General features: G+C 60.5%; 14 protein-coding genes and 2 pseudogenes. 7 read left to right on the forward strand and 9 right to left on the reverse strand.

The window, feature by feature from the left end:
- Window positions 1-374 precede the first annotated feature (374 nt).
- Window positions 375-1,649, reverse strand: coding sequence for an IS256 family transposase (locus AC0L3C_RS28935; protein ID WP_317245153.1), 1,275 nt, complete (start codon window positions 1,647-1,649; stop codon window positions 375-377).
- 465 nt (window positions 1,650-2,114) lie between these two features.
- Here AC0L3C_RS28935 and AC0L3C_RS28940 point away from each other — a divergent pair, with 465 nt between their 5' ends.
- On the forward strand, window positions 2,115-2,249 hold the full coding sequence (locus AC0L3C_RS28940) for a hypothetical protein (protein WP_473409614.1): 135 nt from the start codon (window positions 2,115-2,117) through the stop codon (window positions 2,247-2,249).
- Window positions 2,250-2,739: 490 nt separating this feature from the next.
- Here the strand turns inward: AC0L3C_RS28940 and AC0L3C_RS28945 are convergent, their stop codons facing one another.
- The 3 genes from AC0L3C_RS28945 to AC0L3C_RS28955 form a co-directional block, all read right to left on the reverse strand.
- Window positions 2,740-4,068: an MFS transporter gene (locus AC0L3C_RS28945; RefSeq protein ID WP_473409615.1), complete on the reverse strand. Its 1,329-nt coding sequence runs from the start codon at window positions 4,066-4,068 to the stop codon at window positions 2,740-2,742.
- 1,125 nt (window positions 4,069-5,193) lie between these two features.
- Entirely contained in the window at window positions 5,194-5,973 is a 780-nt protein-coding gene (locus tag AC0L3C_RS28950) for an enoyl-CoA hydratase-related protein (RefSeq protein ID WP_473409616.1), read from the reverse strand.
- 64 nt (window positions 5,974-6,037) lie between these two features.
- On the reverse strand, window positions 6,038-7,249 hold the full coding sequence (locus AC0L3C_RS28955) for a CaiB/BaiF CoA transferase family protein (protein WP_473409617.1): 1,212 nt from the start codon (window positions 7,247-7,249) through the stop codon (window positions 6,038-6,040).
- A gap of 206 nt (window positions 7,250-7,455) precedes the next feature.
- Between AC0L3C_RS28955 and AC0L3C_RS28960 the strand changes: the two genes are divergently transcribed.
- Entirely contained in the window at window positions 7,456-8,901 is a 1,446-nt protein-coding gene (locus AC0L3C_RS28960) for an aldehyde dehydrogenase family protein (RefSeq protein WP_473409618.1), read from the forward strand.
- Between the two features lie 58 nt (window positions 8,902-8,959).
- Here AC0L3C_RS28960 and AC0L3C_RS28965 read toward each other — a convergent pair whose 3' ends face one another.
- From AC0L3C_RS28965 to AC0L3C_RS28975, 3 genes are all read right to left on the reverse strand, one after another.
- The gene (locus tag AC0L3C_RS28965; RefSeq protein WP_473409619.1) at window positions 8,960-10,312 is read right to left on the reverse strand and encodes an aminotransferase-like domain-containing protein; all 1,353 of its coding nucleotides are present in this window, start codon (window positions 10,310-10,312) and stop codon (window positions 8,960-8,962) included.
- A 159-nt stretch (window positions 10,313-10,471) separates the two neighbouring features.
- Window positions 10,472-11,464 (reverse strand): AraD1 family protein, encoded by a 993-nt coding sequence (gene araD1, locus AC0L3C_RS28970; RefSeq protein WP_473409620.1) that lies wholly within the window; start codon window positions 11,462-11,464, stop codon window positions 10,472-10,474.
- Between the two features lie 11 nt (window positions 11,465-11,475).
- Window positions 11,476-12,627: a hypothetical protein gene (locus AC0L3C_RS28975; RefSeq protein WP_473409621.1), complete on the reverse strand. Its 1,152-nt coding sequence runs from the start codon at window positions 12,625-12,627 to the stop codon at window positions 11,476-11,478.
- 666 nt (window positions 12,628-13,293) lie between these two features.
- Between AC0L3C_RS28975 and AC0L3C_RS28980 the strand changes: the two are divergent.
- Window positions 13,294-13,497: pseudogene (locus AC0L3C_RS28980) on the forward strand (ATP-binding protein); the annotation flags it as partial.
- A gap of 13 nt (window positions 13,498-13,510) precedes the next feature.
- On the opposite strand, the gene AC0L3C_RS28985 reads toward AC0L3C_RS28980, so the two are convergent.
- Both AC0L3C_RS28985 and AC0L3C_RS28990 read right to left on the reverse strand, forming a co-directional pair.
- A complete protein-coding gene (locus AC0L3C_RS28985; RefSeq protein ID WP_473409622.1) occupies window positions 13,511-13,699 on the reverse strand; it encodes a hypothetical protein in 189 nt (62 codons plus the stop codon).
- 27 nt (window positions 13,700-13,726) lie between these two features.
- Window positions 13,727-14,129: pseudogene (locus AC0L3C_RS28990) on the reverse strand (ATP-binding cassette domain-containing protein); the annotation flags it as partial.
- Window positions 14,130-14,702: 573 nt separating this feature from the next.
- Here AC0L3C_RS28990 and AC0L3C_RS28995 point away from each other — a divergent pair.
- From AC0L3C_RS28995 to AC0L3C_RS29010, 4 genes are all read left to right on the forward strand, one after another.
- Window positions 14,703-16,211, forward strand: a complete 1,509-nt coding sequence (locus AC0L3C_RS28995) for a hypothetical protein (RefSeq protein WP_473409623.1) — start codon at window positions 14,703-14,705, stop codon at window positions 16,209-16,211.
- A gap of 90 nt (window positions 16,212-16,301) precedes the next feature.
- Window positions 16,302-18,368: a S8 family serine peptidase gene (locus AC0L3C_RS29000; protein ID WP_473409624.1), complete on the forward strand. Its 2,067-nt coding sequence runs from the start codon at window positions 16,302-16,304 to the stop codon at window positions 18,366-18,368.
- A gap of 69 nt (window positions 18,369-18,437) precedes the next feature.
- Entirely contained in the window at window positions 18,438-18,752 is a 315-nt protein-coding gene (locus AC0L3C_RS29005) for a hypothetical protein (RefSeq protein ID WP_473409625.1), read from the forward strand.
- 430 nt (window positions 18,753-19,182) lie between these two features.
- Entirely contained in the window at window positions 19,183-20,883 is a 1,701-nt protein-coding gene (locus tag AC0L3C_RS29010; RefSeq protein ID WP_473409626.1) for a tyrosinase family protein, read from the forward strand.
- Window positions 20,884-21,066 lie beyond the last annotated feature (183 nt).

Raw genomic sequence — 21,066 nt, forward strand, 5'->3', positions numbered from 1 at the left:
CCCCTCGGATGGCAAGCGGGACTTTGGACGCGCGCGCCGCCATCTTCAATTTCTGACTGGGATGCGAGTGGACGAGCCGCATGGAAGCCGACCCCACGATCTCATCTGCCGATGACCAACGTTCTTCACCGCGCTGACCGGTTGTCCGCGAGCTCGACGATAACGAGCAGGCTTACAAGCGCTCGCAACAGGGCGAGACGTTTGGGGCGTTGAGATCGGCCTAAGTTCGAGCGCTTCACAACCGAAGACAAGGCGCGAACACCAATGCGTTTGCGGGGCCGCAGAAGTCGTCAAACGTATCGATGTCAGCGAAGGACGTGGGGATGTCCCGATCGGTGTTGAACTACGTCGGGCCGACGTTGCCGGGATGAATGTTACGCGGCCCTCGAGACGTGGGCAACGGGCTTGATCGTCATGCGATCGTGGTGAGCTTGAAGGGCTGCACGCAGAACCGACAATTGCTTATGCGCCTTCAATCGTCGAAAGCCCTTGTTGGCCTCGATCATGCCGGCCGCGACCCATCGCAAGGCCATACCGGCATCCCGCCAGCGTTTGACGTTGCGCGTGACGCGGCGAATGGTGCCCATCATGTTCTCGGCGATGTTGGTACAGGCGAGCGATCGACGAAGCTCCTTCGGCAGCTTCAACCGGACGACAGTCAGGATTTCGTCGAGGCCTTCGAGGATGCTGGCCGCGACGCCGGGCCATTGCTGGTCGAGGCGACGCGCGAGATTGCGGATCAATTTTTCAGCCTTGTCGGCGTCATCGAGCTCCCACGCCTGGCGCAGCACCCGACGGGTGGGCGCATGATGCTCTTTCGGCAGGCGTTCCATGATGTTGCGCGCCTTGTGGATCTGGCAGCGCTGGATCGCAGCGGCCGAACCGAAGGTGCGGCGGATCGCCTTCGACAACGCTTTCGCGCCGTCGGCGATGAACAGTCTTGGCATCGTGGGGTCGAGCCCGCGCGAGACCAGGTTGTCCAGCAGGGCCTGAACCGTTGCGGCATTCTCGGTCGCCCCTTCCACCAGCGCCAGCGGATGCTTGTTGCCTTCGCCGTCAACTCCGATCGCGGCGACCAGCACGAGATCGTCGCCGAGATGCAGCCCGTCGATTTGGACCACCAGAAGGTCGAGCGCGGACAGATCGGCAGCCATGAAGTCAGCCAGCCGCGCCGCCGACAGCGCTACGAACCTCCGCGAGGCCGCCGACTTCGAAACCCCCGATCCGGGCGGTGCCGGCACGTCACCTTCGGGCAGCCGGACGGCGCGGCCGAACCGGCGCGTCGACACATTGATCAGCATCAGGTTCATCGCCCAGCGACCGAGCCAATCCTCCTGCGCCGCCGTTTCCCAGCTCGGGATCGTGACCTCGCCGCCATCCACGCCCCGGACCCGCGGGCGCTCGACCTCGATCTTGCCGCCGTGGAAGCCGATCCGTCCCCGCGTTCGGCCCCAACGGTGCGCCCGCCGCGCCGCGTCGCGATCGTGGCGCGGCCCGCAGGCCGCCGTGACATCCGCCTCCATCATCGTGCCGAGCGCCTCGATCCCTGCCGCAAGGCAGAACCGATCGAAGCTCGCCCGCACTTCTGCAAACGCTTCGTCCACAGCCCCGGTCGCCGGCGAACCAGCCGGTGTGATATCTCTCGTCATGGCGTTGCTCTCCTTTGTGGAATCAGCACCCCGAGCCTACCGGCTCAAGGTGGGCAACGCCGACCTCTTCAGAAATTCAACAGAACCCGGGACATCCCCAAGGACGTTCCAACGTGGTGATTGCAGGTGGTCGCTCGCATCTGGCCGATCTGGCGATCGTTGGGTCGGTGCGACGCCGAATATCGAGCTTGCGCAAACGGCCGGATTAGCGGTCGACGAAGGCATCGTTCCGGAGAGATGCTCGCGGCTTCGGTTCCGCACGTTTTGGCGGTGGCTGGCTGCGCATCGCCTCTATAAAAGGCGCATCAGGCTGACTGGAGGCATGGCGCAACGCGCGGCGGCAAGGAGCAGCTGCGGCAACGAACATGCTGCGCGAGAACCGTCCTTACGAGGACATTCCCTGGTTTTGGGTCAGATCAATACGACCAGACACTGCAAATCCTCGGACTCTGTCCGGGACGAGAAGTGACCGTCGTCAGAGACCTCGGCGCAAGGCGCCAGATCTTGTTTTACCTCGCCGCCGACGGACGCCTCGAGGCCGCATTCGGATTCGGGAGCCGGGCTCTGGAGCGAGAGGAATACGTTTTGCCGAGATTATGATCAGTAGGAAGCTTAGCCCCAGGGCAGAGGCTCTCGCAGACCCCGCGATAAACATGAAAGCTCTACTGGGTTAGCAATTCAACGTTCGAGACGGCCTAGGGCCGCCACGTTGAAGATCGTCGCGTCGGACGAAAAGAGATCCCCCTCGGGCCCCGCAGTATTGTGCAAAGGCGGGAAGGCATGGGCAACTATAGTACTCACAAATTCAGGTCCATGACCCGGAGACGTAATGGTAATGCGCGGAACGTTATGTTGGCTAGATACTCTGAACCACCATTGATCTTCGCATTCGCCTCAACCAACTCACGCCGCCGCAGGCATCGCTGGCGGCACCGCTGCGCCTTCTCGCTGAGGAACTCACAGCACGTTGGCCCTGTTCGCAATGACGATGCGATATCCTAGACGAAATGCGCGCAATTCGGCGCCGATCGCCGAAGACGGCAGGCCGAGCGCGCCGCGATGATGCGGCGCGCCCGAATAGGTCCAACGCCTAGTCTCCGACGTAGACGCCGCCCCGCTTCTTAGCGATCACATACACCGCGATGCTGAGCAGTGCGATGCCCGTGCCATAGACCGGAAACATCCAGGAGAGATTCGAGCGCTGAAGCCAAAGCAGCAGGAACGGCGTTGTACCGCCGAATATCGTCGCTCCGACGGCGTAACCCAGGGCAACTCCGGTAGTCCGGACGTTTCTCGGCATCAAGGTAGTTGCAATGAAATTGTACAGCGCCATGTTGCAGCCGACCAGTGTGCCGCCCACCAGCATGATGACGGAATAGACCACAATACTCTTCTCAGAATAAAACAGCGGCAAGAAGAACGAGGGAATAAGCAGCAACCGCATCATGATGAATGCGCGCGAGGGCCGGATCCTATCCGCGAAGGAGCCGATCGCTGGCGAGAACACCATCCAGATGGCGCCCATAAGCGTCACGATGCCGTACACGTACGTGCTGTTCTCCTTGAACACGCCGTTAGCGATATTGGGCAGGCCGAAATTGTATGTGTAGTTCGCAAGCTGCACGCTGCCGACCACCAGAATTGCCGCGAGCAGCGACAGCCGCGCCTTCCAGAGTGCCTTCCAAACTCCTCCGGTCGTATCTTGTATACGCGAATCCTCGTCCGCATGATGCATGGCGCGGGCAATCAAGGTTTCGGGAAGGGTTTGACGAAGATAGATGATCAGCAGACCGAGAACGCCACCAACGCCGAACGGAACTCGCCAAGCCCAATCTTTCATGACTTCCGGGCTAACGGCGGCGCTGACGAGGAAGGCGACCAAGCTGGCTCCGATCGAGCCCACCATGATGAAGGTGCCGTTGATCAGGCCGAGGTAGCGCCCCTCCCGTCCGGGCGGTGCCAATTCGATCGCGATCGCATTCGCGACACCTGCTTCGGCGCCGACGGCCAAGCCTTGGACCAAACGGAGAGTGACCAGTATGACCGTGGCGGCGATGCCGAGGTCCTTGTAGCCCGGCAGTAGTGCGATCAGCAGCGAAGAAAGCGCCATCGCCGACACGGCAACCATCATCACTGTCTTATGGCTGATGCGATCCGCGACCGGGCCGAGAATCGCTGCACCGATAGGACGAGCGGCAAAGCCGGCTCCGAAAACTGCGAGCCCGGCGAGCAGAGATACGACCGGATCGGTAGCGGGAAAGAAGTGTGGCGACAGAAACGCCGCCATGAAGCCGTAGAGTTGCCAGTCGTAGAACTCGAGAGCGACGCCGCCGCCAAGCCCAAGGGTCATCGACTTTGTCGCAACGGGCTTTTCCAGTTCAATGGAGTTGTCGTCGAAAGTTTGTACAGAGGCTTGCATCGATGCTGCTTCCGATTGTCAGAATGAATTGATGAGGCTCATCGAAGAGCCGGATGCGGAATGAGCGGTCATCGAACGTCGGCGACGTTCGCTCCGACAGGCCGGGAGCGCATTCGCGCGTCGTCCCGCCGCTCTTGGCAAATCCTTTTGAAGTTTCCAGGACGAGCGCCGTCGAGGCGATTCTTCCGAACTTGGTAAAAAGTAGGCGCGTGCAGGCCCCTCGCCAGAGTCATTGTTCCTCTCCTTCTGCTCACGCGCTTTGCGCGTCGTGATGGTCTTTTTTGTTGGCGGCACATTGCTGCGGTCTGCTGCAAGTTCGCAGTAGGGAAAGCGGAAACGAACGTCGCTCTCGCGATCCTGCGAAGGCCGGGCGATCTGATGCCCTACCCTTTCGCTTCAAGAGCAGACCACGCATATAGCCCAATGTCAATATTGAAGCGTATCAATTTCGTATTGCCACACTACAATTTGGGCATCGAAGTTCGTCTACTCCTCGGCGATAATCATCAATTCCTTAGTCGATTGATTAATCTGGCAAAAATTGAGCGCACAGCTCATCCTTTCTAGAAATTGATATATCTCATTCGGTCCGCTGCTCCGGGGTACATGCTTTCGTTCGCCTCTTCCGGAGAATTCACTCGCTCCAGGCGCGAGCGGAGACCTCACGGCGCCGATCGGGCCGCATCGCGCAACGCGAGAGATTCTGATTTCGAAGATCCGTCTCCATCGAGAATCGGAGAGGACGACGTGATCGCGTTCGCCGACATCCCACTGGACTCTCATCAATCTCGACGAAGCGTTGCCCAGGCCACAACGGACTGGGCGGTCGCGTCGTCCAGGGCGCGTTGCTGGTTAGCCTGATGGCGGGCGTCGGAACGGCGATGCGGTCGTCCCGTTCTGTCTTACGGATACGATCGGCTGCGATTCCTGCGTGGGGTGCATCTCGGCGAAACCGTCACCGCGACCTACACGTTCACGAAAGCGATCAACGAGAAATCAAACTGCGCGGCGGAGGTAGGCATCATCAATGGTGCGCGATATCTTGTGGCCGAATGACTTGTCGCTGACTTCCCGGGATAAAGTGGGGCCCTGCGTCTCGGACCTAGAGCGTTCGGTTTGAAGCGCTCAGCGTCCCCGATAGTTCGGGGACCGCTTCTCGAAGAACGCATCCATCCCTTCCTGCTGGTCCGCGGTCGTGAAGGCGACCCGGATGGCTTGGCGCTCGAACTCCACGCCAGCGTCAAGAGGCGTCTGGTAGGCAGCGAGCACTGCCGATTTCGCGAGCTCGACCGAACGTGGCGGCTTCTGCGCGATGATGCTGGCGATCTCGAGGGCGCTCGCCGTCGCCGTCCCGGTCGGGACAATGTCCGCAACGAGTCCGGCCTGCAGCGCGGTCCGGGCGGAGATAGGCTGGCCGCTGAGGACCATCAACATCGCCAAAGATTTTCCCGCCACACGCGTCAGGCGCTGCGTACCCCCATCACCGGGAATGACACCGATGTTGATCTCCGGTTGCCCGAACTGAGCGCTCTCGCCCGCCACGACGACGTCAGCGAGCATGGCGAGTTCGTTCCCACCACCGAAACAAATGCCTTCGACCGCCGCGACCATCGGCTTCACGCAGTTCGTGATGTCCCGCCAATCGCTCCGCCTGTCCGGATTGTTGATGGCTTCGAATCCACGCTGCTGCATCTCCTTGATGTCTGCGCCGGCGCAGAAGAACGCGTCGCCGCCCGTAAGAACGATGCAACGGATATCCTTGTCGGCGACGGCGGCTCGGCAAGCGCCAGCGATCGCCGCGATGAGCTCGTTGCTCAGCGCGTTGCGCTTCGCGTGTCGGTTCATATTCAACAGTCGAACATGCGGAGACGGCGTTGTCGCGATGACGAGGTCCGACGTGGTCATTGGGCGTACTCGGGTTCCAATTGGATTTTCATTGAGTCCGATCGTGTGAAAGGACCGTGCCAGATCAACCGAAAGCTTTCTTGCCGCGCGCCTCGGCGATGGCCTCGACACTGAATCCGAACGAGCACAGAACTTCGTCGGTGGCCGCGCCGATTGGCGCCGGATGAATGCGCACCCCGGGCGGAGTTCGCGACAGACGCACTGGAAGGCCGACGAGAGGCACGGTCCCGCGGCCCGGCACTTCCACGTCCCACATGATGCCGTTGTGTGCAGTCTGCTCCTGAGCGACGGCGTCGGCAATTTCATTGACTGGCATGCAGAGCAGATCGACTTCGGACAGCTTTCGCACCACTTTTTCCGTCGTGAGCGCCGCAATCGTCTTTTCACAGTGTGCCTTGACGACGGAAAGGTGCTCAACCTGCCCACTCAGAGACGAAAGCTCCGGTCGCGTGCTGATGTCCGGCAGTTCCAGCGCCTTGCACATCAGGCCCAGCGGGTTGTCCCGAAACAACATGACCACGGACACCCAACCGTCCGACGTCTTGAAGAAGATCGATTGCTTGATCCAATTGGTCTTCGTGCCGTAGATGCTTTCACTCGCGACCTCGCAAAGCTGCATCGCGAGCGCTACGTCGTACAGGCACGTCGAGACGATCTGCCCGCGGCCCGAAGTCTGCCGCTCGATGAGAGCGGCGAGAACCCCTTGTACAAGAGACATGGCCGCGCCGTAATCGACGATGGGCGAATTGGTCAGGTGAGGCGGCTCGTTGTCTTGCAGCCCACCGCGGGCCATTCCGCTGAACGCCTGAGCCAACATATCCTGGCCTGGTCTATCAGCAAGAGGCCCGCTCTCGCCGAAGCCGAAGCCCGCGGCGTAGACCAGTCGCGGATTGCGGGCGCTCAGTTCGGCGTAGCCGAGGCCTAGGCGTTCCATGACGCCCGGCCGGAAGTTGTGCATGAGGACATCGGCCTTGTCGACCAACTGAAGCAGGATCTCCTTCGCCGCCGGATTTTTGAGATCCAGCGACAGCAGCCGCTTATTGCGCCCCATTGCTGCGTAGTAAGAACTCATACCGCCCAGGCGCGTGGCTTCGAAGTCGAGACCGCGGGTGATGTCGCCTTGCGGCCGCTCCACCTTGATCACGTCCGCCCCGAGGTCGCCCAGAACTTGGCAGGCCAGCGGAACCTGCATCACCATCCCGACTTCCAGCACGACGATGCCATTCAGGGCACCAGTCTTAGTCGTGAGCGATTTGTCGTTGGGTTGAGCGTTCACTGGGCATCCTCTCCTAGAACGGGTTCTTGGCCGACCGAGCTGACATCCGGACGCTACCGCACATCTTCCGGGCGGTCAATTATTACTACAGCCCAATTCTGTATTGATATATCTCAATTTGAGTGAAAACAGAATTACAGCGGAATTTGGTTTTGGCCCGTTGCTAGTCCCCGCAGGGCGCCCCCTCCCACATGGATGGACACGAGATGACGTTGAATTACATCGCCGGAGAATGGACCGCCGCAGCGGATGCTGCTCCCAACGTGAACCCTTCGAACACGAACGACATTCTCGGGGACTATGCGCTTGCGTCACCCATCGACGTCGAGCGAGCGATCAACGCAGCATCCGAAGCGTTCCGGAATTGGTCACGATCGACCATCCAGACCAGGCACGACTGCCTGAATGCGATCGCGACCGAGATCCTCTGTCGCAAGGAGGAACTCGGACGTCTGCTCTCTCGTGAGGAAGGCAAGACACTCCCGGAAGGGATAAGCGAGGTCACGCGCGCCGGACAGATATTCCAGTTCTTCGCCGGTGAATGTCTGCGCCTCGCAGGTGAGAACGCGCCGTCGGTTCGTGCGGGCGTGGACGTCGAAATCACGCGAGAGCCGTTGGGCGTCATCGGGCTTATCACGCCCTGGAATTTCCCGATCGCAATCCCCGCCTGGAAGATCGCTCCAGCACTGGCCTACGGAAACACCATCGTATTTAAGCCGGCGGAATTGGTGCCGGGATCGGCACACAAATTAGCCGAGATCATCGCCCGCTCGGGGATTCCGTCGGGAGCGTTCAACCTCGTGATGGGGCGCGGCTCGATCATAGGCGAAGCCATGCTGAAGAGTTCCAAGATCGCGGCCATCTCGTTTACGGGTTCGGTCTCGACGGGAAAACACATCGCCCGAGCATGCATGGCCTCCGATCCAATGAAGAAAGTTCAACTCGAGATGGGCGGTAAGAATCCCATGGTCGTGCTGAACGACGCTGATATCGACGTTGCCGTCGAATGCGCGGTGAACAGCTCCTTTTTCTCGACCGGTCAGCGTTGCACCGCCTCGTCTCGCCTGATCGTAACGGATGGCATCCACGACGCTTTTGTTGCTGCGATGACGAAACGCATGATATCCCTCGTCGTGGACGACGCATGTAAGACCGGGACGCATATCGGTCCCGTCGTCGATCAACGCCAGCTCGACCAGGATCTACGCTACATCCGCCTCGGCCAGGATGAAGGCGCGAGGCTCGTCACCGGAGGCGAGCTGTTGAAACGAGATGCGCCCGGCTTCTACTTGTCTCCCGCGCTCTTCAGGGACGTTGACAACGGAATGCGCGTCGCTCGCGAGGAGATCTTCGGGCCGGTGGCGACGGTGATCCGCGCTAGAAGCTACGAAGAAGCTCTCGAAATTGCGAACGATACACCGTTCGGGCTGTCTTCCGGCATCTGTACGACGAGCTTGAAATACGCGAGCCACTTTAAGCGCAACGCTGAGGCCGGGATGATCATGGTGAACCTGCCGACGGCGGGCGTTGACTATCACGTACCGTTCGGCGGTAGAAAGGGCTCGTCCTATGGACCGCGCGAGCAGGGCCGCTATGCCGCCGAGTTCTACACGACGGTGAAGACGTCCTATTCCTTCGACGGGACCGTCTGAAGCATAGCGATCGCCGACATCGGCAATCGGACCGGAATGCGCCCGCCGCATTCCGGTCTCAGATGATGGACATGTCCGCTGCGTGGCCGATCTCAAGCGCACCGGCCAACTGCCGCAAGGCCCATTCGAGGTCTTCGAGCCGCTCGGGAACGCCGATCGAGATCCGCAAGCCGGAGATCAGCGTCGGATCAACAAGGAGAGCGGACGTGGGCGTGGTGATCACGCCACGCTGCAGCGCGCGTGCGGCAACCTGTTCGACGGATTGGCTCGGAAGATCGAGCCAGACATGAAAGCTTGTCGGATGACCTGCCCGGACGTACGGACGCAGAATCTGCGAAGCGAGCTTAACCCGATTTTTCGCCTCTTGGATCAGAGACTGGCGAACCCTCGCAGCCGTGCCGTTTTCGATCCACTCAGAAGCGATCATGGATGAGATCGGGGAAGCCATCCAACAAGTTGCCCGCATGGCCTGATGAATGCGGGGAATGTATTGCTCCGGCACCACCAGCATGCCCAGCCGGAGGCCGGGCGCCAGGCATTTGGAAAGCGTGTTGACGTAGAACGTCCGCTCCGGCGCCAAGGATGCCAAAGGAACGCTGGCCTCGTCAAGGAAGCCATAGGCATCGTCTTCGATGATCAGGATATCGTGCTTGCGCGCGATCCGAACGATTTCCTGCCGACGCGCCGCACCCATGATCGCGGCGGTCGAACTCTGCACGGTCGGCATCGTGAACAGCACGCGCGCGACGCCGGACGCCGCCGCCTTCTCGAACGCGTCCGGAACGAGGCCTTCCTCGTCCATAGCAAGCCCGACCAGATCGAGCCTGGCGAAATGAGCGTAGGATTTCATGCCGTGATAGGTGGTCGCCTCGACGAATACCTTGTCTCCGGGCTGGCAAATCGCGCTCAGAGTTTGAGAGATACCGTGCAGCGCGCCATTGGTGATGACAAGATTGTCGGGTGATGTGTCGAAGCCGGTCTCGCGCAACAACCTGGCAAATTGATTGCGGTGGTCGAGTACGCCCGATTGCGAAAGGTAGCCGACGTAATTTGAGATGTCGCTGGGAAAGGTCCAGGTGCTCTCGGCAAGGACCTTCGGCAAGATGGAAGGACCCGGTATGTTCAGGCTGAGGTCGACGACCCGCCCGCGCGCCTGAGAGTTCTGTCGTTGTTCTGCGACGAAAGTCCCTCGCCCCACGTGACCGACGAGCAAGCTCCTGCGCTGCCCCTCCGCGTAGGCCTTGATCACGGTACCCACACTGAGACCAACACGCTCGGCCAAGTGGCGTTGTGTCGGAAGCTTCGTCCCGCTAGCAAGCGTCCCTGACGAAATGTCCTTCTCGATCGCCTCAAGCAAACGGAGAAAGGCGGGGGCGTTGCCGGGTTGTATTTCGGGGTACCATTTTTTCATTGTAGTCGCTTATCTTACAGTACCTCGACTTCCGAAGCCCAGCTCGCGATCGCGAATTTGGGCGAGAAGTTGCTGATTTTCAACAGATTTGAGGAACGCGGCCTGGCCATTCCCGAAGTGAAGTGGCCGGCCGGCGTCGCGAACGCCCCACGTCCCCCGCTACAAGACCTTAACAGAAATGAGCTCCGTCCTTTCGTCGGCGATCATGGGATTACGCAGCGGCCGACCGAAGGCCTCGGCTTCCACCTCGAAGACGTCGCCGCTCTGCGGCATCACTCCTGAAGCGAAGCTCAAGACGCTCGCACCGAAGAAGTGCACGTGCACATCGCCGGGCCGACGGAAATGACGATACTTGAAATGATGGTGCTCGAGGTTGCCTATCGCATGGGACATGTTGTCCTCGCCTGAGATGAACTTGCCGGACCAGACCGTCGAGCCCGACCGCGTCACGCGGACGCTGCCGTTAACCTCATTGGGCAGTGGACCGAGAAGGACCTCTGGGCCGTAGGAGCACTGCCGCAACTTCGAATGGGCGAGATAAAGGTAGTTGCGCTGTTCCATCACGTGATCGGAATATTCGTTGCCAAGACTGAAGCCCACGCGCAGCACTTCTCCCCGATCGCCGATGACGTAGAGGCCCACGACCTCCGCTTCGTCTCCGCCATCTTCAGCCCATGACGGCAACCCCAACGCATGTTCAGGAGGCACTGCCCATGAACCGTCTCCCTTGTACGCCCACTCGGGCTGCACCCCGATGGTGCCAGGGCTCGGCTTGCCGCCGTCGAGGCCGAGTTTGAACATCCGCATCGTATCGGAGAGATCGGCGGCGGCCAACTTCGCATGCATGGCGTCGCGCGACTCGGCGCTTCCGAGATGGGTCAGACCCGTCACCGAAATGATGCAGTGGGAAGGCTCCACATGATCAAGGGGCGGGAGCAGTCTCTTCTCGGCGATGAGTGTATCGTAGTCGACTTCTCGGTCAAACCCGCGTTCCGAAACAAGTTGTTCCAGAGACGCGCCCCTACGCGCGGCTTCGAGTGCGAGGTCGCGGACGCTCGCCGCATTCCTGACCACGACCGGCTCGGCACCATTCGTTAGGATGGCGCCCACCTGCCGACGTCCCTCCGCAGTATTGAATTGAATCAATCGCATTACCGGGCTCCCTAAAGGTCGGACGGTTGTAGGCGACCGCTAAGGATGTGCAGCGCTTCAAACAGGTAGTAGCTGCCGAAGATCAGTTCGGCGTTATTGATGAAATCCTCGGGTCGGGAATCTTCTCTCTTGTTGAAGCACCCCTCGACCAACATGCCGACGTGCCTTCGGTCGTCGGACCGTACCGGCGTGAGATAGCCCCCCACTAGCGCAGCCGCGGCCTTCTCCGCAGCGTCGCGATATTTCCGACGCAAGCTCTCGGACGGCGCGATCGAGCCCAACTTCAATAAGGCCGACGCCATGAACGCGGTAGCAGCGGTGTCCCGTTCGGTGTTCGGAGCCGCCGGGTCATCGAAATCCCAGTACGAAACGCCGTCGGCGGGCACGTGGTCTATCCACCAATCCGCCCCCTTCGTTGCGGCGGCAAGCAAGCGCTCGTCAATGCCGCCCGAAAGGCAACTGATCGTCGCGCCCAACACGCCCCATGCCTGTGCTCTCGCCCAAACGCTGTTTGCACCGTAACCCTTGTGGGTGTAGCGCTGCAGAAGCTCTCCCGTCTTCGGGTCGAGTTTCGAGGATTGGATGAAGGCGCCATCCTCGCGTTGATGAAGCGCGAGCACCCTGGCTGTGTGACGCGTAGCGATGCCCTTCATCTCCTCGTCACCGGATTCCCGCGCCGCCCAGAAGAGCAACAGGGAAACCACCAGGCTGTCGATGCTGCTGGCCGTCGCGCCGACGTGCGCGCCCTCTTCTGCCTTTGCTCCCAACGGAACCAGACCGAGCGAAGGATCGAAACGTCGCTTGAGGTCGTTCGCCGCAGCGAGACCCATCGCGCGAGCGGACTCGCTCCCCGCAAGCAGCGAACCCAGTCCGGCGCCATAGTAGAAGGTCGCGGCTTTGAAGGCCGTGTCAGCGGTCACCCGCGGCGCGAGGCGCGCACAAACGGTCTCGGCCAGGCGACGATATCGCTCACCACCCCCATGGCGGGAAACCAGCCACAGCATTCCGAGCCAGTAACCACCCGTCCAATCCCCATTTTCGGTCGTCCGCCATATGCCGGTATTCGGATCGGCCCAATGAGGAAATCCCTCGCCTACCTGTCGGGCCGTCCCATCGATGCGCTCGCTGATGAGGTCGATCGCCTCATCCCAGCTTCTAAGCATTTCTCGTCCTCACAGATTGCATTGGCGCGGTTCCCACTGAAGGGGCGCATGGCAATCCTAAATTGCCATGGATTTTGAGATAGTTCAATTGGAATTTGAGATAGCCTATCTGGCGGCTTAGACCCAAAAAGACTTAAGTTGGCTGCACCACTGGGTGGCGGCGCAAGGTCGAGAGCCGTCGTTGAAGGCTCGGCTCCGGTGGACATCCCTGTACCGGCGTTGCCATGCCCTCAAGCACCTCCACGACAGCCGTTTGGGCATCAACCGCTTCATTTATAGAACGGACATAGTTCAACGGCCCATCCTGCGGAGCCCGCGCTTTCTTCGTCATCAGCATTGAGCTGGTTTTTGTCGAGACGAATTCTTTCGGCCGCGCCAGCGTTGCTGCCGATTAGCACGCAGCAGGGTTTCGAACTGACACGTCCGCGCCTTGTCCATGTGATCCGCTGCCCCTTTTGGAACCTGGGCGGCGGACCCCGGTTCTTCTTTCTCGCCGCTTGCTACGATCCTGGCCACCATCCGGACGTTGCACTGCAAGCCCTTCGCCTCATCCGAGGGGCGCATCCAGACGTCGTACTCCTCTGTCGTCGCGAGGATTGCAGGCATGGCCTTCGGGTGAACGCGACCTACCGCAGCATTGGGGCTCCGTTGTGAGGAAGGCTAGATGTCAGCGGTGACCTCCCCTTCGGCGAATGGCCCGGTGTGCTGCTCGATCGGTTGACCCATCACTGCGACATCGTCGAGACCGGAAATGATAGCTGGCGATTCAAAAGTTGCGACGACGATGCGCGTCAAACGGCGCCGCGAGAAGGGTCAAAATTTGCAAGCCGATTACACTCTGACCGGCATGGGTGGCGTCGCACACCATGACATGGACCGGAAGCTAAAAAAGGCCGCCAAACCGTGTTTCGCAGGTCCAGCCGGCTTGCGCCAACCCTTTCAGGTTCTCTCTGGGAAAGCGGCTGTCCAGATCGTTGCGATCGGCATTGACCTTGACGGTCGCGTCGATCGCGGCACCCAGTCGGGAATAGACGTCTTCATCGATCTTGCGCACCAGATTGGGGGTTACCATGGCTAGTCTCTCCTGTGTCGATCAAAGTCAAGCTACGGCATGGATACGCGGCTTCTCGCCGACGTCACTTTGCGGCGAGCCGCCGAGGTAAAGCGTCTTGATATCGTCGTGGTTGCGCAACGCGTCAGACGGGCCGGACAGCACGCTGCGGCCGTTCTCACGGACGACGCATGATCGAAAAACGAAGCGCGGCCGTCGAATTCTGTTCCGCGACTAGGATTGAGAGATTCTGCTCGCGATTGAGTTGCTTCAGCGCCCGGAAAATGCCTTGGACCACCAGTGGCGCAAGCCCCATCGACAGCTCATCCAGCACCAGGAGGCGCGGCGGTGACATCAGGGCGCGGCCGATTGCGGTCATCTGCTGCTCGCCACCCGAGGTGAGCCCGGAGATCGACCCGCGATGATCCTTCAGCCGCGGGAACAGCTCATTAGACCTGGTCGTCGGCGCCGATTGCCTCTGCACGGCCCGCGAAGGGCCACTAAATGGGCCGTCGCAGGGCAGCCTAGCCGGTTGCCCCTGGGACCGCCGCCCGGCGCCGCATAAAGGGGCTGGATATTCGCGCCGAAAGCCTGCATTTTCGTCCGCACAGGGCCTCGCGCCCCTCTGAAAACGAACGAATCAGGCGTAGATTCCGGCGAATCTTAATGATTCTCGGGCTTAGTCGAGCCTGGGAATGCAAGGTCAGGCTGCGGCGGGCAATCAGGCGTTGTAGCAACGTCGGCGACGTGCTAGGGCGTCGTGCCTGATCATCCGTGTTCCGCCGTGTCCGGCCGCGCCTAGGGATTTTGAGTCATGGCCGAAGACAAGAGCACAAAACGGGAAGCTGGATCGTCCAGACCAGCTCCTCAGGGGTCTGGGCACACGATCAAGATGCCGACCCTCACGCAGGACCAGAAACAATATCTGAACAGGATCCAAAGCTCGGAAGACAATCCCGACCTCAACATCCCGCTCGGCGGTCCCCGCACACGTTCCTGGTAGCGCATGAGTCGATGGCGCGGCTTGCCGACGCCGTCGGCTGAATTATCCTGCGCTCCGCCATTCTCTTTCTTTCAGGCTCTCGTCGAGCCGTATTTGCGGGCCGGCCAATCCAACCGCTACCCCTTCCATCGAATTTGCACGCTGGCCCGGCGCCAGCAGGCCAACCACCTTGTGGTGGAGAGCGCCCTCTCAAGACCCGACGTTGCGCACGAGATTTCCACGCTCGATCACGCCTGCGGCGGCGGAGGGTCTGCCGAAGCGGTGGCCTTCGCGTTCCTGAAGCTTCCGAGAGGCACGAAGCGTCTGACGAAGACGTGCGATGCGACCCTCCTCTGCCAAGCCATACTGATCAACTACAAGCCACCCGGGCAGGACAACTTCACTCACAGCTACGTTTTCGAAGCCATTCTCTCCCCACCCAAGACGGTCTCGGTCGCGCGCGGCTACGGCTTTCCGAGCACCATCGTACGTCCCGAGGGCGATTTCGTTTGCAAGGTCCTGTCCCGGGCATTCTTGATCCGCGCTGTCGTATACTGCCAACAGAACGAGACCGTTCACGTCTGCGCGCATTCCTGTCTGAGGATGGCGCTAAGATCGCCGCGGCAGGATCCGCTGCAAGTCAGTGCCCGGACCATCAACGAGATCCTCAAGGTGCAGGGGCCGCTGGGCTCGCTCGACACGGGTCAGATAGCGGACGTCATCAACGCTTCAGGCATGACCGCCGCCCTTCTCACGAACATGAAGCCGGACGCCTATCTCTCGGAGCTCGCCGCGCTCATTGATTCGGGCCATATGGCCCTTCTTGGCTTCACCACCCGCGGCGAAGCAGGACACGTCGTGACGGTGTTCGGGCATTCGCGGAATCCCGACCAATGGCATCCGCAAGCTGTGCGCGCCTATTCGGGGCCCAAATCGGCAAAGTATCTTCCGAGCAGTTCCTGGATCGACCATTTTCTGATCCACGACGATAATTTGGGACCCTATCTTTCCCTCGGGGCCCGATCGTTCTTGCGCAGCGCCAATATGCAGATCAACTGCGTCATCGGCGTACTCCCCCAGCCCGCTATCAGCTCGGTTCATGCCGAGACGATCGCAGCGACCATTCTTCGACACCTGTTGCGGCAACGCGTCGTTCGGGACGTTTCCGACAATTACTGGCTGAATTACCTAGCCGAGAGGAAGGACGTCGTGATCCTCAGGTCGGTTCTCATGGACAGGTCGCGCTACCTCGAGCATCTGAAGGGCGCGAGAGCTCACGACCAATCGCGTCTCGACCGCGATACGCTCGCCAAGCTGGACCCGGTCGAAGATCGTTTCTGGATGGTCGAATTCAGCCTTCCCCCTCTCTATACGGGCAATCTGTCGAAGCTTGGAGAGGTCATCGTGAGCATCCAGGACGGACTGAACGATGTCGAGCGCATCCGCGCGATTCGTCTTCCCGGCAGCCTGCTCACGCGCGTGGATCCGCAAACCCTGAGTTTGAACCCCTCGTCGCTCGGTTCTCACTCCGCGGTCTTCCACGTCGGCTAGTGGCATCCTAGGCTTTATCCTAGTTGCGCCCCAACCGCGGCGGTCCGAATTGTTCGCGTGCCGACGGGCTTGAGGATACGAGGGAATCGCATGGCGAAGAAAACGACGAAGGCGCAGGGCAAGCGTGCCGCCCGCAAGACCGCTTCCAAGGCGAAGAAGGCCCGTGGGACAGCAAAGAGGACGCCGCGTGAGCAAGCCATGCCTCAGGAGCCAGGGCGCTTCGCCTTCGCTCTTACGGAAGGCTCGAACATCCTGCCGACGACCACGCTGATCCCGGCGTCGACCGTACCCGCGAGCGCCCTCGGCTCCCTGCTACCCACATCGGATCAGTCGTCGGATCGTGTGAAGACTCAGCTTTCGGGGACGACGGAACATCGGTTCGACGAACTCAAAGCGCTCAAGCTCGACGTCTCGTCCCGAATGGATCCACGCCTGCAGCTCGCCTTGGCAAACTTCCAGACCGGCAAGGTCGGTCCTACGCTCGCCTCCACCGCAGGCGACGAGATCGCAGTCGTAGCCAGGGTCAAATCGGCGGAGACCTGGGAGTCGATGCCGGACGTCGATCCTGGCGAAAGGATCGGCAAGACGAGCGCAGGCGAATGGATCGTGACGGGCCGCATCCCGGTCAAGCGCGTGGAAGCGGTGCGAGCACAAGAAAATGTTTCAAGCCTGAAGGCATCTCAGATCGTGAACCGCGCGCTGGCGGCAACAGTCGCCTCAATGGAGGTCGCACCGGCCAAGCTTCCCAAGAACACAGCGCCCGATGGTGGCAGCCGCACGGTGGTGGGCATCGTCGATTTCGGATGTGATTTCGCACATCGCAATTTCCGTCAGAAGAACGGAAAGACGCGGCTGCTCGCACTGTGGAATCAAAGCGGTAAGAAGCGCGGGACCGATACCGCCGCTTACGGCGCGGTCTACTCGCGCGCGGAAATAGATGAGGCCCTCAAACAGAGCAACTCCCACGCCTTTCTGGGATACGGTCCGAGTGACGAACCCGGCGGCACGCATGGCACCCACGTCATGGACATCGCCGCCGGCAACGGAAACGGGTCCGGCGTACCGGGAGTAGCTCCGAAATCCGACATCGTCTTCGTGGAGGCCGCCGCGACCGACGTCGCGTGGCAGGGCTACGCAACGGTCAATAGCAGCTTCGGGGATTCGGTGCAGATGCTCGAGGCGGTCAAATTCGTCTTCGACACCGCAGGTGACCGCCCCTGCGTCTGCAACCTCAGCTTGGGCACGAATGGCGGTCCCCACGACGGGAGTACGCTGGTCGAGCAGGGCCTCGACACCTTGCTGCGCGACAAACCGAACCGCGCAATCGTCATTGCTGCAGGAAATGCACAAACCGATGGCATTCACACCAGCGCGACGGTGGCGCCAGGTGCCGTTCACAGAATCGAATGGCGCCAGCAGAATTCGGGCGGCGGCGAATTCGAGCTTTGGTATCCCGGCGAACGTCGACTGCAAGTCGCTCTCGTTGCGCCCGACGGCACCAGGTTCGGTCCGGTGCAGCCCGGCGGCAATCTGCCGGTCGGCGACGACAACATCTTCATCTTCATAAGCAGTCGGCTGAACGATCCTAACAACGGCGCCAACATGATAGGCATCTGGGTTGCGGAGGGACTTTCGGACGCCAACTACATCATCGAGATCACCTCAGCTGACGAAAATCCGGTCGACTACCACGCCTGGCTCGAACGCAAGGATCGGAAGCAGGCGAGCTTCACGGTTGCCGTCCCCACTCACACATTAGGGTCGCTGTCGACCGGCTTCGAAACGATTACCGTGGCAAGCTACGATGGACACAAGCCATCCTTTCCAATGTCGTCGTTCTCGAGCTGCGGGCCCACACGGGACGGCCGAAACAAGCCGGAAGTCTCGGCCCCGGGCCAGTTCGTCTGGGCCGCGATGTCCGGCAGCGGCGATGGCGTCACCAAGAAGTCCGGCACCAGCATGGCTGCTCCGGCCGTCACGGGGCTGATCGCTCTGATGTTGTCTGAGGCGAGCCGGAAAGGCACCGATCTAAAGATCTCGGACATCCGCGGAAAGCTCGCCGAAACGGCCTCATTCAACCCTCCGGCAATCCAGCAAGGCGGCTACGACGCCTTCTACGGCGCCGGGCGGGCGAACGGCTCCGCAATCAAAATATGATCAGGAGCAACCATTTGGTCATCCCGCGGTTGAGCAGTAACGATATGCTTGTCCAGGCGTTAACGGTCCTTGAACGGTTCCGCGCTACTTCATATAGTACGTGTGCACGAGGCAACCGCCATGCCCATTGATTTCAAATCGCTCAAGAAGCTCGAGAGCCTCCCGGCCGGCTCTGCTGCCCAAACTCGCAGCAGCACCGACAAGGTGGAGGTCCTCGTCAAGCTGCGAAAGGGCGCCAAGCGTCCCGCCTTCGTTACCCCTCGCACTCAAATTTCGAACCAGATTTTTTCAGCCGAGATAGCCTTCGGGGACGTGGAGCGTCTGCAACGCGATCCCGGCGTCGAGTCGATGTCGATCTCCCAGAAGATGCCCTTCATCGACTAGAGCACTTCGCCAAAGAGACGCTTCGAGCGGCCGCTCTGGCGTTCGGCCTGAGCGGTCCCTGCACCTACCACTTCAAAAACCCAGCAGCGAACCTGCATCCTTCGCTGAGCTCCGAGCGGCAACGTTGTCATCAATGCGCGTCGACCGTATTGACGATGCACCGAAGATTTTGCCAGCCCGCAGCCACCATGAGTTATTCGGAAAGAACGTCGCGCTGCCAGCCGCGATGACCGCCCTCCCAATCCTGGGCATAGCGGGCCTTTCGGGCACCCGACGAGCACGTGCTTGAGCGATGTGCTGACGTCCAAGCAGAGTCGGCGATTGCGCAGGCGCTCTTCAAGGGACCGAGTAGTCCTAGGGGATTGCCGAGCTATCTAGGACCGACCCGAAAGTATATTCAAGGGTCGATCGTCGAATTCGCAGGTGTACCATGATTGTAAATCGCCGGACCTCGCTCCAGCTCGCCGGCGCGGCCATCGTCAGCCTCGCCGCTCGCACTTCCCATGCGCAGGACATCACCAACGACAAAATTCCGACCCGAATTCCTCTCGATGAATTCGTCAAGGACGTGGATCTGATGAAGGCGTTGCGGCGCGGAGTGCGCGCCATGAAGGCGCGAAAACCATCCGATCCCCTCAGCTGGTTTTTCCAGGCTTCGATCCACGGCGTCACGCTCGACCTGATTCAGAACGCAGCGGCGGGCGACGCGAATCTCATCAACGTCGACCAGAAGAAGTTTTGGAATCAATGTCCCCATTTCGGCCAGCCATCGGCCAATTTCCTACCTTGGCATCGGGCCTACACTTACTATTTCGAACGGATCCTTCGAGCCCACACCGGGGAGCCGCGTTTCTCGCTTCCATATTGGGACTACTTCCGCCCCGAGAACTACCGGTTTCCCCGAGAGTTCGGGACCAGAAAGCTGGACCAGCCGCTCGACGGAGACGACTCCAATCCGCTCTATCATCCGCAGCGGAATGTATATTTCACCGATTGGGAGCACTGGTCGGGAAACAATCTTCCGTATTCCCAACTCACGCCCGAAGCGGTCGATTGGGCACCGGCACGCGACTCTGTCCTGTTCTTTGGACAGACCGAGCGCGAGGGATTGGCCGGCGGCATAGCGGACGAGGACTCAAGCACCCGTGGAAGACTCGAAAGCTTTCCCCACGATCCCATCCATCGCTTGGTGGGCGGCCTCATCCCGAGACCGCCGCTGCCAAATCCGGCGGATCCCGCAAATCCGATTCCTCAGGAGCCAATCGCCGGCGGCATGGCCTTTCCGCCGACGGCTGGCTTCGACCCGATCTTCTACGTGCATCACTCCAATCTCGATCGTCTGTGGGCCGAGTGGTCGTGCATGCCGGGAAAGAGCTGGGGCCATTTCCCGCCCCAGGACTGGTTCGACGATAGTCCCTGGCACTTCTACGATGTCACTTTGGAGAACGGTCAGCTCAAGCCTATTGAGGTCGGCAAGAGCCGCAAGGAGTATTTCGATTATCGGTCGCTCGGCGTTTCCTTCAAATCTGAAGACCTCTCGAAAGCACCGCTTCAGCTGCCCGATCCCATCCCCGGCCCCACTCCTGCACTGCTGGCCAGCCTCACTTCCTTCGCCAAGATCGATAGCTTTTCCGCAGTCAATGGCCTTATGCCCGAGCGTCTGTCCGTCGAAGCGGTTTCCGACAAGCTGCGCCCACCCGTCGCCGCCGCTCGGGCCGCGTCGGCCGCTGCTTCGCCGACCAAGCGGATATTGTTGCGTATCAACGGCATCGATCTGAGTGCCGTCACATCCACTGGATTCGACGTGCATCTCGTCGCCGATCAGTCAACAAAGCCGAGGCGCTCCGATCCCAGCTTCCTGGGATCCATCGCATTGTTCCGTCACGATGGCGATAACCCGGCCGCTTCCAGCGCAGCGCATGCCGGTCACGGAGCGGCTTCACCCGCACGGAAGGCTTCCGACACCTTCGACATTACGAACGCGCTGGTCGCATCGGGCCAAACCGACCCTTCGAAGCTTTACCTCGTGATCGTGCCCTACAGCCTCGCTGCGAGCATCGATGGCCAAAGGTTGATCGTCGAAACGAACGCGTTGAAATTCGATGGCATCGAATTTCTTACCAGAGGATAGCTCGGACGCCACGCTTAGGTACCACTTCATTGCTTGAAACAAGGAATGGCAAAGCGAAATCCGTCCCACCAGGATAACGTTCACGACGGAGTTCGCCCTACATGGCCGTAAAGGAGCTTGTGAAACCGCGTTGTCGGATATCGATATGCCTGGAACGTCATCCGTTTGTCGATGCATCCGCAA

The organism is Bradyrhizobium sp. WSM4872, assembly GCF_055811715.1.

Excerpts from the sequence above, each read along its gene's own strand:
- AC0L3C_RS28935 (WP_317245153.1), bottom strand. The coding sequence starts at position 1,649 with ATGACGAGAGATATCACACCGGCTGGTTCGCCGGCGACCGGGGCTGTG.
- AC0L3C_RS28945 (WP_473409615.1), bottom strand. The coding sequence starts at position 4,068 with ATGCAAGCCTCTGTACAAACTTTCGACGACAACTCCATTGAACTGGAA.
- AC0L3C_RS28950 (WP_473409616.1), bottom strand. The coding sequence starts at position 5,973 with ATGACCACGTCGGACCTCGTCATCGCGACAACGCCGTCTCCGCATGTT.
- AC0L3C_RS28960 (WP_473409618.1), top strand. The coding sequence starts at position 7,456 with ATGACGTTGAATTACATCGCCGGAGAATGGACCGCCGCAGCGGATGCT.
- AC0L3C_RS28965 (WP_473409619.1), bottom strand. The coding sequence starts at position 10,312 with ATGAAAAAATGGTACCCCGAAATACAACCCGGCAACGCCCCCGCCTTT.
- araD1 (WP_473409620.1), bottom strand. The coding sequence starts at position 11,464 with ATGCGATTGATTCAATTCAATACTGCGGAGGGACGTCGGCAGGTGGGC.
- AC0L3C_RS28975 (WP_473409621.1), bottom strand. The coding sequence starts at position 12,627 with ATGCTTAGAAGCTGGGATGAGGCGATCGACCTCATCAGCGAGCGCATC.
- AC0L3C_RS28985 (WP_473409622.1), bottom strand. The coding sequence starts at position 13,699 with ATGGTAACCCCCAATCTGGTGCGCAAGATCGATGAAGACGTCTATTCC.
- AC0L3C_RS29000 (WP_473409624.1), top strand. The coding sequence starts at position 16,302 with ATGGCGAAGAAAACGACGAAGGCGCAGGGCAAGCGTGCCGCCCGCAAG.
- AC0L3C_RS29010 (WP_473409626.1), top strand. The coding sequence starts at position 19,183 with ATGATTGTAAATCGCCGGACCTCGCTCCAGCTCGCCGGCGCGGCCATC.